Here is a 16,842-nt window from a genome sequence, read left to right on the forward strand (position 1 = left end):
GATATTTCCATCGCAATGCTGACACTCTTCCGTGTCATGACATTTGAGGACTGGACAGATGTCATGTACGAAACCATGGCCGTCTATCCGTTTAGCTGGATCTATTATCTGACCTTTATTTTTCTGACTACTTTTGCCTTTTTGAACATGGTCATTGGCATTGTCGTCAATGTCATGGAAGAGGAACATGCTCAGGAAGCTAAAGAGCAGGCGCTGGCTGACGGCGAACCTACCATTCAGGATTTGTCGAACCAGATAGCGGAATTAAAAGAGATGCTTAAAAGCAGAGCCAAGAGCTATAACCAAGAGCTATAACCCAGACAGAATTAGTAATTACGGGGACAGTTTACTTAATTCCTCAGTTCTGATGTAATTACGGGGACAGTTTACTTAATTCCTCAGTTCTGATGTCTACTGCAGAATTACGGGTCAGTTTACTTAATTCCTCAGTTCTGAGGCGATAAGCTATATTCGACAAGAATGTGTCAAATACAAAGCAAGACAATGGCCAGTAATTACGGGGACAGTTTACTTAATTCCTCAGTTCTGAGGCGCTAAACTATATTCGACAAGAATGTGTCAAATACAAAGCAAGACAATGGCCAGGATGGCTCTAGTAGTTACTCCAAACTACCCTCACCATATGGCCCAACGCGGCAACTGCCGATAGGAAACCTTTTTCATAAGTGATGATTACCAAGCTTACATTCCTCTGTTGAGTAATGCTAAACAGCACGGCAGGCTCAGATGTATGGGCTTCTGTCTGATGTCTACTGCTATATATGTTGTACTAACCTCTGTTAAGGCTCAATTGTGTCAGATCCTGAATTTTGGACTTAGCTATATACACAAGCTCACTTGATGAGTGAAGGTGATACGCTTATTTTTACGTCAACCCGAAGCTGGATAGATTATCGATATACAACAATTTATACGCAATTATACCCGTGCGGGAAGGCCTGACAGTGCAGATGATTTTTTTTGAACAAGCTTGTGCGACAAGTAAAGTGTATTTTACGTAAAGGAAGGCCTGGGCCGAAAAGTAGACTGAATTAAGTAAATTGTCCCCGTAATTCCCAAAAGTAGACTGAATTAAGTAAACTGTCCCCGTAATTCTGCTGTCCCCGTAATTCTGAGTTAAGTAAACTGTCCCCGTAATTCCCGCAGTGTTATGACATTGTTATGACATGGCGGCTCAGTCAGTAGATTATGAGGAAGCGATCCATTGTGGGTGCTTTTTCATGACTGCTGCAAAGAGGTTTGAGTTGATCAGTTTTTCAAGCCACGCTTGTAAATGCACATAGGGCGTTTGCATAAACCACTCACGGTCTACATGCGCGCACTGACGAACGAACGGAAACAGTGCCATATCCGCAAGGGTATAGCGATCTGCCAGCAAAAAACCATCATGCACCATCAAATTGCTCTCTAATATAGCAAACCAGTGCTCACAACGGGATCGATAAAATTCAAGCGGATGCTGCGGATATCGGTCTGCATATTTATAGCGATCCAGCCAGTATTTGAATTCATTATCATTTTGTTGAATTAATTCCTGAGTCGGCTCAATCAGCGCTGCTGATAACCACTGGTCGGGGTCTCGCTGCTGCAATGCCCATTTCATAATATCCAGGCTTTCCTCAATGATAGATCCATCGCTTAGCTGTAAAACAGGAACTGTGCCTTTAGGAGAAATTGCCAGTAATGAGGGAGGCTTATCTTTTAAAACAACTTCTCGTAACGCTATATCAATCTTGCAGTTGTAGATGGCTAAACGAGCCCGCATCGCATACGGGCAGCGACGAAAAGAATATAAAATAGGTGGTGTATCTGGGTTAAGTGATTTAGACATAAACTCGATTTCATTAATGTTCTACTAACATGTAGTAGAATCAGACACGTGTTCGTAGCATTATACGCATCCGAAACTTGATATGCGCCTGTATCAAGCGTTAATCCAGCAGTCTTGATGAATCACATCGACAAAAATAAAGAAGGATTCCGTCATGTTGACCACCCAGTATCCACCCGTTCCAGAAAGCTATTGCGACTATAACGGGCATCTTAATGAAGGCTATTATCTTGTCATGCTCTCTTTGGCCACGGATACCGTTCTGGATGCAGCCGGGCTAAACGCCGAAGAAAGAGATAAGTATCAGTTCAGCGCTTTTACCGTACAGAATAACCTGCGCTACTTTAAAGAGGTGCGCCAGGGCCAGAAAGTCGTTGCGCATTCCCACCTACTGTCCAGTGATAAGAAGCGCTTACGTATCTGGCACGAACTACGTAACGTAGAAGGTACTGAAACGCTGGCCGCCATTGAATGCCTGCTGGTCGGTGTTGATATGAAAACCCGCCATAGCGCTGCATGGCCTGAAGAGATCCGTCTTGCTATACAAACCCTGCAAACGCGTCATGCACGATATGAATGGCCAAAGGGTGCCGGCAACTCAATAGCGATGCCGGAGAAAGGCTGTTCAGCGTAAGTGGTTGATGCTTTATACCTGAGCCTTGCAAGGAGGCTCAGGTATAGAGTAACAAAGACATGCTTAATTCATCACTCAGGCGACCTCAACTTCCTCAGCTCAACATCACTTGTTAGTCATTCAGTCATTGCCACTAAGCTGGTCGTTAAAAAAGAGGCCCTCAATCTCAATCGCGGTTTAAATAAATTTCTCTAGATACAAAATATGATACAAAGTATCTCCAGATACAATATACTGTAACCTATTTACAGACTCAGGCAGCCAATAGAGGAACAGACTATGCTGAGCCCACACTCTTTTTCACCGGACAAAGCCGCGGCAGCAACAGGCCTTAAAGCGGCTGTCACTATTCTGGATAAATGGGGTGCCAGCGGCGAGCAAGGTGAAGCTATTCTGCGTGTCTCTCACAGCACCTATGCCCGCGCTAAAAAGAAAGATGCCTTAGTGGAGATCAACCTGGATCGGGACCAACTCACCCGTATCAGCTTCATTCTGAATATCCATGCAGCCTTACGTATCGTCTTCGATAACCCTGAGAACCTCTACGGCTTTATGAAGATGGCTAATCACAACCCCTTCTTTGAAGGCCGTACACCACTGGAGATTATGGGCAGCGGTGATTTTGTCGCCGTCTATGAGACTTTCCGGCGTATAGATGCGATGCGCGGTAGCCAATGGTAAATATCGATCAGTTACCGGTTTTACCCGGCAACGAGATAAAAAGCTACCGGCTGGTCAATTCTAAATTCCCTCCTATCAGCTTGTTTGATGATGTGGCTAATGCTGACGAATTTGAAAGCCTTTATGCTTTACAGGCTTTGACCAATCCGCGCCTGAAAAATGAGGTCGGTGATTTGCAATTGATTCCCCAATCAGAGATTCCGTTTGGTATTTGCGGTTGTTCCTATGCAACCGCACCGTTCACTCATGTAAACCCTGACGGTTCCCGATTCAGCGATGGGTCATTTGGCGTATTATATCTGGCTGATTATATGGAAACCGCCCTTGCAGAAGTAAAACATCACCAACAGCTATATTGGAGTAATGTACCTGAACTTTGTTATGAGCGTTTTGTTTTTCGAGGTCTGGTCTGTGTGTTTGATGAAGCCGGAATAATAGATGGATTAGCGATCAGATCTGACGATGCTATCTACGCACCTGAAGATTACACGGCAGCCCGCGCGCTTGGCCATGTTTTAAAAAAACGCAAAGATACTGGTATTCGCTACCACTCGGTCCGAAAACAAGGCGCGATATGTTGGGGGTTAATGACTCCGCAACATGTAATATCGATACAGCAAGCCGCACATTATGAGATGGTCTGGAACGGATCAATAACGGGGATTAATAAACTTTCATCTATCTTATAATTCACTTTTTAGACAGAACTTCTTTAGCGGGATTGAAAAAAGGCAGCCAAATGGCTGCCTGAAAACTACTAAGCGTCTTAAACGAGGCCTATTGACCTGTCACGAGACCGTGGCTAGTTAAAATCTCCTCGATTTCCGGTAAGCTCGCTGGGTCATCAATTGTTGATGGAACTGAATAACCGGCACCATCAGCAATCTGGCGCAATAACTTACGCAGAATTTTGCCGGAACGGGTTTTTGGCAGACGCTGAACGACCATTGCTTTTCTGAAGCAGGCAACTGCACCTATCTCTTTACGAACCATGGCAACCAATTCGGCTTCCAGTTCTTTCTCGTCCAACTCAACACCATTCTTAAGAAGCACTAACCCGATCGGCTGCTGACCTTTGAGTGGATCATTTACACCGATAACACAACACTCTGCTACTGCAGGGTGGCTGGCGACAATCTCCTCCATCTCACCTGTTGACAGGCGATGCCCGGCTACGTTGATAACATCATCGGTACGACCCATGATAAACACATAGCCTTCTTCGTCTTTATAACCGCCGTCGCCTGTTGAATAGTAACCCGGGAACTCTGTCAGATATCCGGTACGGAAGCGCTCATGATCACCCCATACCGTTGGCAGGCAGCTTGGCGGAAGTGGCAACTTCATAGCAATGTTGCCTTGCTCACCTGCCGGCAGCTCATTACCTTCGGCATCAACGATTTGTACGTTGAAACCTGGCATAGGCAGTGTTGAAGAACCGGCTTTGGGTTCTTTCATTTCGATGCCGGTCAGGTTTCCACAGATAGCCCAACCGGTTTCTGTTTGCCACCAGTGATCAATAACTGGTTTACCGAGAGTTTCTGTCGTCCAGGTATACGTAGGTGGATCAAGACGCTCACCGGCCATGAAAATAGCTTTCAGGTGTGACAGATCGTATGGCTTCAGCAGCTCTGAATCCGGATCTTCTTTACGGATAGCGCGGAACGCGGTAGGCGCAGCAAACAGTGATTTTACTTTGTATTCTTCGCATACACGCCAAAATGCACCGGCGTCTGGCGTTTTAATTGGCTTGCCTTCGAAAACAACCGTAGTACAACCAGCCAATAGCGGTGCGTAAACAATATAGGAGTGACCAACAACCCAGCCGACATCTGACGCTGCCCAAAAAACATCACCGGCTTCCATATTATAAATAGCTTTCATGCTGTATTTGAGCGCAACAGCATGACCACCATTATCACGAACAACACCTTTTGGCTTACCGGTAGTACCTGATGTATAAAGGATATAAAGTGGGTCAGTTCCTTTAACAGGAACACAGTCAGCGGGTTCTGCCGTTTTCATCGCTGCAGCCCAGTCAATATCACGGCCAGCAATGAGTTCAGCTGTCACTTGTGGACGTTGAAATACGATACAGCTGCCGGGTTTATGTGCTGATTTCTCGATGGCTTCATCAAGCATTGGCTTATATGGCAATACTTTGGCGATCTCGATACCACAAGAAGCAGTAACCACCACTTTAGGCTCTGCATCATCAATACGTACTGCTAATTCGTGTGGAGCAAAACCACCAAATACAACAGAGTGGATCGCACCCAAACGGGCAACAGCCAACATCGCGATAACTGCTTCAGGAATCATCGGCATATAGATGACAACACGGTCACCTTTTGCAACGCCTTGTGCTTTCAGAATGCCTGCAAATTTTGCAACTTCATTACGCAGTTCTTTATAGGTATAACGAATCTTTGTATCCGTAACGGGAGAATCAAAGATCAGGGCATCTTGATCAGCACGTCCATTTTCAACGTGAAAATCCAAAGCCAGGTAAGCGGTATTAAGTTCTCCATCAGCGAACCAACGACTGATACCGTTCTCATCTTCACTCAGAATCTTTTGTGGCTTTTTATACCAGTGAATGTCTTCTGCTTTTTCACCCCAGAAAAGCTCTGGAGTTTCGATCGATTTATTATATTCTGCTTGGTAGGACATAGCGCGGGCCCTTGTGGCTTTTAAGTTAATATTCAGGACTACGTCAATGTGAGCCGTTTTAATTATTGTTGACAGTCGGCCTACAAGATCTACGTACTTTAACGAAAATAAACCTTAATTTAACTAAGACATAAGGCGAATATGTCCAAATAAGGCGATATATGTCTGTTTTTACTCGAATAATATAAAGCAATAAAAACCAGATTGTCGACAATCCTGGGGTTTTATTCGTTAATTTGTGTTCTTAGCGGATGAAAAAGCACCTATAAAGCTATTTCCAATACACTGGATCAACATTTACCCTTTCTTTGACTGATTTCGAATGCATCTCTGATATTGATTTAACAGACAATTTAAGGGCTGGTAGCGCTTTAATCTGATGATTATGAATTATCAGTAATTTTTATTTCAGCCTGGAATACATATCTTATAAATAACCACCTTAAGAACAATCATTGGTGGTGAATGGGGTATCTCTTCAATTAATATAGCCTTCTCTCTGTGACCGGATAATTATTTCAGTTTGATTTCATTTTCAAAATATATGATTAGCCTACTTTTGCTGTTAAACGATTCAATTCACTGCAATCAAACGATCAAGACGAACGCATAGATATAGAGGGCAGACCAATGAATAATTTACTTCACTATAAAAAAGCATGGGGTTCGGTTATTGCAGCCATGTTGATGATTGTTTCTCTACATGCCAGCGCAAAGCCACCCATTTACACGACTTTTTTTAGTGATCTGGCCGTGGCTGGTTACGATACAGTGGCTTATTTTACCGAACACAAGCCAGTAAAAGGCAATAAACGCTTTGTCACAGAATACAAAGGGGCTGAATGGCGTTTCAAGAGTGCTGAGAATTTAGCAATGTTTAAAGCTGACCCTGAAAAATACGCGCCGCAATACGGCGGTTACTGTGCATGGGCGGTCGCGATGAATGATACGGCGAAAGGCGACCCGCATCAGTGGACCGTTCACGATGGCAAACTTTATCTTAACTACGATACAGACATACAAGCAAAATGGTTAAAAGATAAAGAAGGCTTTATCAATTCTGCTGACAAAAACTGGCCGGGTGTTATCCAATAATTTAACTTTTAAGTTAACCCTTAATTTATCTCATAAAATTAATAATAATTTTAAGGATCGAGCATGAAGCCCCGAATTATATCAATATTTAGCTGGGTCGTGGTTGCCTGGACATGTAAAGTTTTTTTGAGCTCACTCCCTTATAAGTTTTCCGGACACCCGGATACCCAGCATATATTTTCAACGATTGGCGCCTGGATGAGCAGTACCCTTTCCAATGGGCTAGGTATCTGGTTTGCTGAATACGCTGCCTATGCTGTCGGCAGTGCCGAACTGCTGGTTTCTATTTTTTTACTGCTGCCTATTGTCTTCTTCCTCCTTAAAAAACTAAATATTATCGGCAATGCACCAGAACGTGCGCTGATTCATAGCATTGGTGGCATACTAGCCGCTGGCATTATGACAGGCGCTGCTTTTTTTCACCTGGCAACACCCTTGGGTATCGTAGTGCTGCACAACGGCCAAAGTGATCAAGGATCATTATTTTATGCCGCTCTATCAATAGCAGTACTGGGTATAATCATGGCTTTGGTAAACTTCACACATTTGCGTTCAAAGCACGCCAATGTAAATACCACCTTGTAATTTTTGACGACCTGATATTTATGATGATTCGAATACTGCTGGTAAGCTCATATATAGTGTCGTGTATCAGACTGGGAGTCATGCCGTGGCGTTACTTTCAGTTGAACGCAGGCTATTTCAATAAAAGTAAAGGCATCTATTCGAAGCAGGATATCAATGATCTTATCCCTGATAAATGGCGCTTAAATCAACAAATTGATAGTCATGATTTTCAGCCTGATAGCTACCCTGTATTTGTAAAACCAGAATGGGGGCAGAACTCGAAAGGCATTCAGCGAGCCGATAATTTTGCAGAGCTTGAAGGTATCCGTGCACAGCGCAGTCGCGCTCCTGTCCACTACCTTATTCAGGACGCGGCGAAAGGTAAGATTGAGTTTGAAATATTCGTCATTCCATCTGCCTCATCACCCGATCAGTATGCGATGCTATCAGTGACACAGGTGATTAATCACAGTGCTGACCCCTTCCCTATCAACGGCATTTACAACCAGCAAACTGAATACCTGGATATTACCCCTCAGCTTACCAACGAAAACATGGATGCCTTATGGGGGTATATTAAAACCATAGGTGGTTTCAGGATTTCCCGTTTTGGCGTGCGTGCAGACTCGATAGAGTCTCTGCTGGCCGGTGAATTCAAGGTGATTGAAATCAACTTATTTGTCCCCATGCCTTTAGTGCTATTGAGCTATAACACAGCAACTACCCGCAAGTTGAATTTAGCCATCCAATGCACTTGGTTACTTGCCAGAATAACGAAAACTATACCCAACCAACAGAATGAGCCGCTTATATTCTTAAAAAAACTTGGCTTTATTCAACGCACCAAGCGCATAGACTAGGCACTATCAATGAAAGATATCAAAAAAATTATTTACAGCTGGATCAGCCAGCGTTATATGAATGGTTGCAGCAGCTACAATAATCTTGAAGTGAGAAAAAGCTGCCGTTCTAAAGAACAAGCCCGGGCGGTTTTTAACCAAGGTAATGTTCCGCATGCAAAAGGGCTTATTTTCTTAAATCCACTTAGTGCACATCGATTTGCAAAGCAGCACGGTTTTCCTTTGGTCATAAAACCCAATGTCAGCGGATATTCCAGAGGAAGCTATTTTCCGATCAATAATTTTTTTGAGTTATGGAAAGCCATATTGTTAGCCAAAATATGGTGGCCAACGACGGTAGTAGAACAATATCTAAAAGGCGCTAACTACCGCGTAGTCGCTATTAAAGGTGAGCTGATGTCGGTGATTGAGAGATACCCTCCCACAGTAACAGGCGATGGAACCCAGAGTATCAGCGAACTGATTGATGAAGAAAACCAGATCCGCAAAAAGATGCACCTGCATCCATGTATCTACCCGATACAAAAAAACGAACAGACGATCAATTTCCTGAAAAAACGTAACTACACGCTGGACACAATTCCCGCTAAAGATGAAGACGTCATACTCTTTTATCGCATCTCCCTGACACCTGGCGGAACGGTCAGGACAATAGATAAAAAGACGATTCCAGAGATCAACAAACAGTTATTTCTGGATGTCCTGGGTATGTTCGATGCCAACATATTAGGCATTGACGTGATTTTCGAAAAAGGTATCGAGCACTCTTACGAAGACCAAAAATGTATCTTCCTTGAAGTGAACTCCCGCCCTTACCTGAAAATGCATGATTATCCTCGCTACGGTGAGAAAGAAGATCTTTCGCCCTATTTTGACAAGCTGAACCAACTCGATATCAGCAACGCAGATACCTTTTAATGAAAACTGTTTCAGCCTCTTTCTTTCAGTTCGCAGGTGTCCATTCTTTTCTTATTGGGATGCTACCCTTTTTCATACCGGTGCTTTTATTGCAGCGTGGTGAGTCCATGCAAGGCATAGCCCTGTTTATTGGAATAACGGGATTAGGGTTTCTTTTTTCGCTAAAAATATGGGAAAAACTTTACAAGCAGCAAAACTGGCGCCTAATCATCGGCACTTCTTTTATTGCTGAGTTGTTGCTGGTAATCGCTTTAGTATTTTCAGACAATTACTGGTTGCTGATTCTATCTGCACTTTTGAATGGTGCCTATAACTGTTTTTACTGGGCCACTCAGCGGGTGCTCTTCAGCACAATGACGGCGCCTGCATCTGCACTTACACTTGCAACGACAACGCAAACGCCAGAAAAAACTCCTGATTTAACAGCCACTCAGACGGGAAGGCAATTTGGTAATTTCCAGATCTTAGTCGTGGTACTACTAAAACTTGGAATTATTATCGGCGCCTTCCTGCTTGAAAAAGAGGCACTTGGGCTATTATTGATGGCCAGTACACTGATCACTTTTAGCGCCATTATGTGGTTTTGTCGGCCAGTAAAAACGCGTTCATTCGCCGTTTCTAATAGCATCATGCTGACGGGGGCTAACAGTAGCCCGGCCTCCAACACCCCTCTATTTCGCTTCAAAGATAAGAAAAACTCTGTGGTGGTGTTTTATCTGGACGGTGTATTCCTTTTCCTGGAAAGCTATTTTTGGGTAATTTCACTGTTTCTGATTGCCCGGCAAAGCATCAAAGAGTTAGGAATTATTATTGTATTATTGACCGTCTTTTTATCGCTCATTTTTTACCTGTTAAAAAACAGGATTGATAGTCTTGATAGCAATACGGTCTATATCAGTGCCGTGATATTGTATGCGGCGTCATGGGTATTGAGAAGTGTACTCAACCCGGAATTACCCGACGCCCTGATCTACCCGGCTATCTTATTGATCGCTTTTTTAACGACTTTCTTCCGCTTAAGTTTCAATAAGCGTTTTTTTGATCATGCTAAAGAGCACAATCCGCTGCAATACTTGCTGATTAAAAGCTATTTATCACAAATAGGGATCGTCATTTTTTATAGCGGTGTTGCACTACTGGCATCTTATTTTTCAGATATGCAAGCGTCATTATCCACGCTTTATCTGCTACTCACCCCTGTCGCTTTGATCTACCTTGCCTATACGAACCCCACAGAACCTGCTCCCGTTACGGCACTGGTATCAAACAACGCAACGGCGAGTCGACTAAAAACATCCATAACATAAGTTTTAATAATTTTTCAAACTAAGCTGAACGGTACAAAAAATATGCAAAAAGTAATAGACAGTAGTCTTGAGGTATTCGATCAGCTCACCAGTTTCATTGACAGTATCGATGATGATATCTATCAAACACATTCACGCCCTTTATTTGACAGCAATATTGGTCAGCATTTGCGCCATATTCTGGATATTTACCAGGCTCTTATTAGAAACAAACAGGACACCATTATTGATTATGATATTCGTTTACGCGGTATTCCGCTTGAAACCGATAGACGTGACGCCATCATCACACTCAACACTATCCGCCAATGGCTAACGCAGTTAACACCAGACGATATGAACCGCTCCGTGAGTATTAGTACAGAGGTTGCCATCTCTGAACAGCACAGTGCGATATTTCAAACGTCATTCGGGCGCGAACTGTTTTTTGCCTCAAATCACACTATCCACCACTTAGCACTCATGGTGACATTAGCAAAAGTATTGGGTTGGCGGGGCATTAATGAATATGGTGTCGCGCCGGCAACGGCTACCTACCTGAGAGAGCAGGAATCAGCACAAAATAGCACGACCGCGTAAGCTAGGGACTTTCAGGAAATACAGACAATCATTGGGCTGGGGCTGGGTTGCTGGATATAATGAGAAACCCGAGGAAAGTAATGTTTTTGTAGCGGTTGTCACTCAATCGCAACACAGATTGATTTTGTTTCCACTAATGAAGATTTTCTGAAAACGCATCACTAATACAATTATAATCTTGAACAGATAAAGCACTACGAGGCATTCTTATCAGAGGAAAATACCCCTCATATTTAAAAGCACGTATTTAGCAGCATTTAAACAAGAGGGGTAATATATTGATTTTATTAACAAGTTATATAAAAATTATTAAAGCCTGTTTAATAAATCAGTTTTCTTTGTATTATATTCGTCATCTGTTAACGCCCCGGCATCACGCAACTGAGACAGCTTTTCGATGAGCTGTAAAATTTCATTACTCGATGATGAATTCAGATTCATGCTCCCCGAGTTTGTTGGCGCTGATGGCGTATTCAGATTTTGTTTAACTGGCTCAGGCGTATTTACCGGAGGCAGAGGCTCAAGGAAGTTTGTCTGCGGTGCTGGTGAAACACCCGGACCTGAAACAATAGGAAGACTGGATACTGAAATAGTACCGTACTGGCTACTAAACGTAAGCGATGTATTGCCGCCCTGCTGCTGACTTACACCACTGATATTATTATCGAGTGTGTCATAAACGGTAACCTGGCCATTAATGTCAACCGCAAGCCTGTTAGGAAAAATAGCGTATCGAAGATTATTCTGAGCGCCGCTGCTAAAGGGAACGCCTAAATCTGAAGGCCACCATTGGTTGCTGCCTCTTGTGCCAGCAGGAGCCTTAGGAAAGACTTCCATATTAGCCAATGCATTCGCAAGCTCATTACATAAATTGTCGACGGTGTTTTTCAAACCATTGTTAAACATATCGCCAACCATGGTCATGCCGCCTCTCATCCATTGCCCTGAACCACCGAGTTCCGGACAATTAAACTGAGCCATAGAACCGCCACCATTATTAACGGCGATCAGCATATTAATAACAGAATCAGTGCTCAGGTTATATCGGGAAGCGACATCATTGACAAGATTTTGGCCTGCGGGGGTAAGTTGTTGCATGGTACTCTCTCTTTAAGCTTTGTAAGCTCTATAAAATGTGTTTCAGTTATGGAGTACTGTCCTATCGTGGCAGGTGAAATACGTTTAGCGTTGGTGAAGCTGAGCGTAAAGCGCGATATATTAATATCTACAATGTCCAATGAAGGTGAATTATAGCATACTAAAGAACAATAAAGCCGCCATATTATATAATCAATATTGTGACGGCTTTATTAAGCACCCCGTTTACTTTTTTACTGCATTTTTTTTCATCATTTATTTTTTTATAGCTTTAAATATACAATCCATCATATGGTAGGATTTTTTCAGCCAGACTTTGGTTCTTTGTCTTTCCATTAAACTTAAGTGCATAATACCATTGCCTTTTATATTACTGGCTCCCCAGAAACTAAAGCTTAACTTATCTATTTTTCTCATGGTTTCCTGATGCAAACCAGGTAACACTGCTTGCTGGAGATTTATTTTTTTCGTGCTGCCCGTATGTTTTTCAAGCACCGAATCAATCGCAGAAAAATTACCGCCTCGACCTTGGTTTTTTACGACAACGAAATCAAGTGAATTATTATATTTATGTAAAAAATTATCCAGCAAGTTAGCCGAATCTAATCCGTCATCAACAACATACCAGTAAACGATAGAAACCTTCATCTCTTCACACATGTCTAACACGTCATTTTCTCCAATCCATCGATCGAGAAAACGCTCACTCTGGGCAGGAAGATCAACGATTACGTGCCCATCCGTCTCCAGTGCCAGTTCCATAATTTTATCTGTACTTTCAAAGACATCTAAATCTACAGGCTGGGTAAAATCCGGATAGAAACGCGACAATGTTGCATGTGACTGGTCAGCATCGAAGCCGTTAAATGCCAACGCATTTTCCAGACTATACTGAGACATAAGCCTGGACAAAACTGATTTACCCACACCACCTTTTTCGCCACCAATAAAATGAATCGTACTCATTAATAAACGTCCTGCTTAAAATAAAATTGTTTTCAAAAATAACTGGAGATAGACATTCCTATCTATTGTCCTTCCAGAGCAGCATCACAGCGAATCATCGCTGCGACAAGCTGTATGCATTAACCACGAGTATTCGATACCGGATTCGAAAACTTACTCGTTTCTATTCGGTTTACATCAACCGATACTTTTAATTTCTGGCTTTTCCCTCCATCAAAAAACACCCCTTTAATAGGAGACACGTCACCATAGTCCCTCCCCCAGGCCGTTGTGATATGATGCTCCGCAGGCATATTATCATTGGTAGGATCAAATTCGAACCAGCCTTCACCGGGCGAAAAAACAGCAAACCATGCATGTGATGCATCACTACCCACTAGTTTAACTTCCCCAGGGGGCGGTAACGTTTCCAGATATCCACTGATGTAGCGAGCAGGAAACCCAAGTGAACGCAGACAGCCAATGGCAAGATGCGCGAAATCCTGACAAACACCTCTTTTTTGCCGTAAGACTTCAGCCAATGGTGTAGCAATACTGGTAGACGCAGGGTCGTATGTAAATTCTTCGTAGATTCTGTGTGTCAATTCTCGTACGGCAGATAACAGAGGTCTGTCTCTGCTAAAGGAGGCTCGCGCATATTCACGCAGTGATGCTGAGGCACGTATCATCGGTGAGTCAAGAATAAATTCACGGGCTTCCAGCACAGCCATATCACGGCTTTGCTGCAGCGAAACCAACGCTTCACCACAGGTAGTACCAAGGTCCAGATTTAAATCCATTTCATGCGCGTATTTTGATTCATGTATGCGGATCTCCGTTTGGACATCAACGATCAATTCACGATGCGGTTGCTCAAGTGAAAAGTAATAAGCCTGATTACCGAAGTAGTCAATACGCCGATGCCCCGTCGTCTGGAACGGAGTAACCTGCACCGTACTATTGAGACAGCTTTGATAATCTGTATCTCTGAGTAACAGATGTGCGAGGTTATAACACAGCGATACCGGCTTTTGATATTCATAATGGGTGACATGCCGAACAGTGTAAATCATAACTCTTCATCCCAATTGGCACGCACAAACTGTTGGTGAACCTTAACCTGATCAAAGTATTTACTGCTTATCTGCGAGGACGTTTCCTGCAGCAGATGCTCAAGACGCCCCAGCAATTGATCAAGCCCGCCCCGGATGGCCTGATTATCATCGTGCATAACAAGCTCCTCTAAGGTGCTAAGCTGGATAACGGAAGACGCTTCGAGCAGATAACGATCTTCCTTCTCAAGTCCGGGTCCGTGAGCGGTTGAGCGTAATTCAGACAAATGCTGACGAAGCAGTTCTACCTGATAAAATACGGAGCGAGGATTGCTACTGTCATTTAATAAGAGTTCAAGGCCACGTTCCATATCGCTATCGTAATTGTCACGACGACGGAAAGTAATGAGGGTTTCAGAGCTGAGTAAGACCGCTTCAAGAACCCTTAATTGCTCATCTTCCGGCAACACTTGTACCAGTGCCGAACGCAACAGACGAACCGCTTGTATCGCCTTTTCTACGCGACGCCCCATATCCATAAAGCGCCAGCCCAAACCACGAACCATGCTTTCTTGCCACAAACCTGCCAGTGCCAACAGGGTCGTTACTAACGGGTCCAGAGCTTCTTCCGGCGCTGCATTCAGGCCAGCTTGCAACTCACCGGTCAAAGCAGCCATCTCATCACGCAGATCATTAATAACACGCTGAGTATCAGCTGATAATAAATCTCTCGCCTGGTCTGAACAGGTGATTAAGGCGTTAAGATTACTGCAGACACTACCGTTACGCTCTGTATCAAGAATGACTGCCAGGAGTTCTGATTCAGGCTCGGCGAATAGCTCTGGATCAACACCGGTAAAACCAGGATAGGTGGTTGTTACCTGAGTCACTGTTCGTAACAACAGCTGCCTGGTTTGATCCGGCATATGATAGGTACTGTTAAACTGTACAAATACCGTTCTTAACAGGCGTAAAGCTGACTCAGCACGCTCAGCATAACGCCCCATCCAGAAAAGATTCTCAACTACACGACAAGGAAAAACTGCACGCGGTTGCTTGGTTGCCGGAGGCGTCCATGGTTGAGCTACACGCAAAGGTTTTGACTGTTTCTCTGTTTCGGAAGCGAGAATCCAGGTGTCTTTACTAAAAGCGCCTTGTTGATTACTCAGGCTGACACTGCTGGCGCTATTACCGACTCGCGTCAATCCGCCGGGCATTATACGATACGCGGATTCACTCGCGACAGAGAAACTCCGCAGCACAGTAGGCCGTGGCACCAACTCATTACCACTCCATGTAGGTGTAGTTGATGGTCGGATATACTCCTGAGCGACAAAGCTTAACGGCGATGTTTTTAATTGATGCTGAAGGGCCAATTGCTGTTTTTCATCCAACCGCGAACCAAAAATACTTTGTGTTCCCGACTTATGAAAATGAGGCTTAATAACCAAGTTCTTTATGTTATCAAGCACGTAAGTCAAATCCTGGGGATCCCCGCACCAGTATGTTTTAACGGATGCTAATTGTGGCTTTCGACCCAGAAAGTGCATACCAATGTCAGGCAAGTAGCGCAGTAGTACGGGGTTTTCCAGTATGCCGGAACCCAATGGGTTGGCAATAATCACCTTCCCGGAACGAACCACTTCCAGCAACCCGGGGACACCCAGACTTGAGTCACTTCTCAGTTCAACGGGATCTGCAAAGACATCATCAATGCGGCGCAGCACCACATCAACCCGCTCCATCTCACCCAAAGATTTCATCCAAAGGTAACCATTGCTTACCCGCAGATCACTACCTTGTACCAATGGATATCCCAGATAATTTGCAAGATAAGCATGTTCAAAATAGGTTTCGCTATACGAACCGGGTGTAAGGATCACTACCCGGGGCTGGTCTGTTGTTATATGTCGAGCCAGATTATTTAATTTAAGACGCAACGTCTGAAAAAAAAGTGACAGTCTGTGTACATGACTATCGCGAAACAGTGAGGGCAGTACACGAGACATAACGGTGCGATTTTCTAATGCGTAACCGGCGCCACTAGGTGCTTGCGTGCGATCAGAGATGACTTGCATATTCCCGTCAGCATCGCGCACCATATCCGCAGCATGCAGAATAAGCTGGTGCTCACCAGGCAGGACAACCCCATGACACGCTCTTAAAAATCCGGGATGGCTGAACACTAACTCAGGCGGAATGACGCCATGGCGAATGAGTTCACGCTCACCATAGAGGTCTTTTAAAATCAGATTAAACAGCTCTGAACGTTCAAGCAGGCCGTCTTCAATAAGACTCCACTCTTCACTTCCCAATAAAACAGGAACGGGGTCTAACTGCCAAGTAGTCGAAAGTTGAGTAGAACTACTGTTATACGTAGCACCATCATCTCTTAAAATACGTTCGGCTTTAAGGTGACGTTCTTGAATTCCCTGAACACCCAACGTTTTCAAACCATTAAGCAAGTGCTGCCAATGATCGTTCATTATTGACTGGTTGCCATATACCTCATCATATCTATCATCCGAGTGCGGATAATCAAAGGTTTCAAGCATTTTTACAGTGGGTGTTTCCATCAACA

Annotated in this window: 16 protein-coding genes; 10 read left to right on the forward strand and 6 right to left on the reverse strand. The window is 43.8% G+C overall.

Annotated features, from left to right (window positions below):
• Window positions 1-315: ion transporter (locus ABY436_RS00430; protein WP_372737057.1), on the forward strand; the 315-nt coding region annotated here is incomplete at its 5' end.
• 892 nt (window positions 316-1,207) lie between these two features.
• Here ABY436_RS00430 and ABY436_RS00435 read toward each other — a convergent pair.
• Window positions 1,208-1,852, reverse strand: coding sequence for a glutathione S-transferase (locus ABY436_RS00435; protein WP_372737058.1), 645 nt, complete (start codon window positions 1,850-1,852; stop codon window positions 1,208-1,210).
• 154 nt (window positions 1,853-2,006) lie between these two features.
• Between ABY436_RS00435 and ABY436_RS00440 the strand changes: the two genes are divergently transcribed.
• From ABY436_RS00440 to ABY436_RS00450, 3 genes are all read left to right on the forward strand, one after another.
• A complete protein-coding gene (locus ABY436_RS00440) occupies window positions 2,007-2,486 on the forward strand; it encodes a thioesterase family protein (RefSeq protein ID WP_090727615.1) in 480 nt (159 codons plus the stop codon).
• 279 nt (window positions 2,487-2,765) lie between these two features.
• The gene (locus tag ABY436_RS00445) at window positions 2,766-3,167 is read left to right on the forward strand and encodes an MbcA/ParS/Xre antitoxin family protein (RefSeq protein ID WP_090727618.1); all 402 of its coding nucleotides are present in this window, start codon (window positions 2,766-2,768) and stop codon (window positions 3,165-3,167) included.
• Window positions 3,161-3,856, forward strand: coding sequence for an RES family NAD+ phosphorylase (locus ABY436_RS00450; RefSeq protein ID WP_372737059.1), 696 nt, complete (start codon window positions 3,161-3,163; stop codon window positions 3,854-3,856). Before ABY436_RS00445 ends, ABY436_RS00450 begins: the two co-directional genes overlap by 7 nt.
• Window positions 3,857-3,944: 88 nt before the next feature.
• Here the strand turns inward: ABY436_RS00450 and ABY436_RS00455 are convergent, their stop codons facing one another.
• Complete coding sequence (locus tag ABY436_RS00455; protein ID WP_372737114.1) at window positions 3,945-5,870, reverse strand: propionyl-CoA synthetase; 1,926 nt, start codon at window positions 5,868-5,870, stop codon at window positions 3,945-3,947.
• A gap of 600 nt (window positions 5,871-6,470) precedes the next feature.
• Between ABY436_RS00455 and ABY436_RS00460 the strand changes: the two genes are divergently transcribed.
• The 6 genes from ABY436_RS00460 to ABY436_RS00485 all read left to right on the forward strand — a co-directional run bounded on the left by ABY436_RS00460 (window position 6,471) and on the right by ABY436_RS00485 (window position 11,166).
• On the forward strand, window positions 6,471-6,935 hold the full coding sequence (locus ABY436_RS00460; protein WP_372737060.1) for a YHS domain-containing (seleno)protein: 465 nt from the start codon (window positions 6,471-6,473) through the stop codon (window positions 6,933-6,935).
• Between the two features lie 63 nt (window positions 6,936-6,998).
• A complete protein-coding gene (locus ABY436_RS00465) occupies window positions 6,999-7,520 on the forward strand; it encodes a hypothetical protein (protein WP_372737061.1) in 522 nt (173 codons plus the stop codon).
• Window positions 7,521-7,576: 56 nt separating this feature from the next.
• Window positions 7,577-8,362, forward strand: a complete 786-nt coding sequence (locus ABY436_RS00470) for a hypothetical protein (protein ID WP_372737062.1) — start codon at window positions 7,577-7,579, stop codon at window positions 8,360-8,362.
• Between the two features lie 9 nt (window positions 8,363-8,371).
• A complete protein-coding gene (locus ABY436_RS00475; RefSeq protein WP_372737063.1) occupies window positions 8,372-9,280 on the forward strand; it encodes a cyanophycin synthetase in 909 nt (302 codons plus the stop codon).
• On the forward strand, window positions 9,280-10,587 hold the full coding sequence (locus ABY436_RS00480) for a hypothetical protein (protein ID WP_372737064.1): 1,308 nt from the start codon (window positions 9,280-9,282) through the stop codon (window positions 10,585-10,587). The genes ABY436_RS00475 and ABY436_RS00480 overlap by 1 nt, the downstream gene beginning before the upstream one ends.
• Before the next feature lie 42 nt (window positions 10,588-10,629).
• The gene (locus ABY436_RS00485; RefSeq protein ID WP_372737065.1) at window positions 10,630-11,166 is read left to right on the forward strand and encodes a DinB family protein; all 537 of its coding nucleotides are present in this window, start codon (window positions 10,630-10,632) and stop codon (window positions 11,164-11,166) included.
• Between the two features lie 309 nt (window positions 11,167-11,475).
• Here ABY436_RS00485 and ABY436_RS00490 read toward each other — a convergent pair whose 3' ends face one another.
• The 4 genes from ABY436_RS00490 to ABY436_RS00505 form a co-directional block, all read right to left on the reverse strand.
• Window positions 11,476-12,264, reverse strand: coding sequence for an SHOCT domain-containing protein (locus ABY436_RS00490; RefSeq protein WP_372737066.1), 789 nt, complete (start codon window positions 12,262-12,264; stop codon window positions 11,476-11,478).
• Window positions 12,265-12,519: 255 nt separating this feature from the next.
• Window positions 12,520-13,230: a mobilization protein MobD gene (locus ABY436_RS00495; RefSeq protein ID WP_372737067.1), complete on the reverse strand. Its 711-nt coding sequence runs from the start codon at window positions 13,228-13,230 to the stop codon at window positions 12,520-12,522.
• A gap of 119 nt (window positions 13,231-13,349) precedes the next feature.
• Window positions 13,350-14,282: a transglutaminase domain-containing protein gene (locus tag ABY436_RS00500; protein WP_372737068.1), complete on the reverse strand. Its 933-nt coding sequence runs from the start codon at window positions 14,280-14,282 to the stop codon at window positions 13,350-13,352.
• Complete coding sequence (locus ABY436_RS00505) at window positions 14,279-16,837, reverse strand: circularly permuted type 2 ATP-grasp protein (RefSeq protein WP_372737069.1); 2,559 nt, start codon at window positions 16,835-16,837, stop codon at window positions 14,279-14,281. Before ABY436_RS00505 ends, ABY436_RS00500 begins: the two co-directional genes overlap by 4 nt.
• Window positions 16,838-16,842 lie beyond the last annotated feature (5 nt).

Origin of the sequence: Neptunomonas sp. (assembly GCF_041601355.1) — a bacterium.
In the GTDB taxonomy this organism is placed as follows: domain Bacteria; phylum Pseudomonadota; class Gammaproteobacteria; order Pseudomonadales; family Balneatricaceae; genus Neptunomonas.

Excerpts from the sequence above, each read along its gene's own strand:
- ABY436_RS00435 (WP_372737058.1), bottom strand. The coding sequence starts at position 1,852 with ATGTCTAAATCACTTAACCCAGATACACCACCTATTTTATATTCTTTT.
- ABY436_RS00495 (WP_372737067.1), bottom strand. The coding sequence starts at position 13,230 with ATGAGTACGATTCATTTTATTGGTGGCGAAAAAGGTGGTGTGGGTAAA.
- ABY436_RS00490 (WP_372737066.1), bottom strand. The coding sequence starts at position 12,264 with ATGCAACAACTTACCCCCGCAGGCCAAAATCTTGTCAATGATGTCGCT.
- ABY436_RS00475 (WP_372737063.1), top strand. The coding sequence starts at position 8,372 with ATGAAAGATATCAAAAAAATTATTTACAGCTGGATCAGCCAGCGTTAT.
- ABY436_RS00485 (WP_372737065.1), top strand. The coding sequence starts at position 10,630 with ATGCAAAAAGTAATAGACAGTAGTCTTGAGGTATTCGATCAGCTCACC.
- ABY436_RS00445 (WP_090727618.1), top strand. The coding sequence starts at position 2,766 with ATGCTGAGCCCACACTCTTTTTCACCGGACAAAGCCGCGGCAGCAACA.
- ABY436_RS00440 (WP_090727615.1), top strand. The coding sequence starts at position 2,007 with ATGTTGACCACCCAGTATCCACCCGTTCCAGAAAGCTATTGCGACTAT.
- ABY436_RS00460 (WP_372737060.1), top strand. The coding sequence starts at position 6,471 with ATGAATAATTTACTTCACTATAAAAAAGCATGGGGTTCGGTTATTGCA.
- ABY436_RS00450 (WP_372737059.1), top strand. The coding sequence starts at position 3,161 with ATGGTAAATATCGATCAGTTACCGGTTTTACCCGGCAACGAGATAAAA.
- ABY436_RS00480 (WP_372737064.1), top strand. The coding sequence starts at position 9,280 with ATGAAAACTGTTTCAGCCTCTTTCTTTCAGTTCGCAGGTGTCCATTCT.
- ABY436_RS00500 (WP_372737068.1), bottom strand. The coding sequence starts at position 14,282 with ATGATTTACACTGTTCGGCATGTCACCCATTATGAATATCAAAAGCCG.
- ABY436_RS00505 (WP_372737069.1), bottom strand. The coding sequence starts at position 16,837 with ATGGAAACACCCACTGTAAAAATGCTTGAAACCTTTGATTATCCGCAC.
- ABY436_RS00465 (WP_372737061.1), top strand. The coding sequence starts at position 6,999 with ATGAAGCCCCGAATTATATCAATATTTAGCTGGGTCGTGGTTGCCTGG.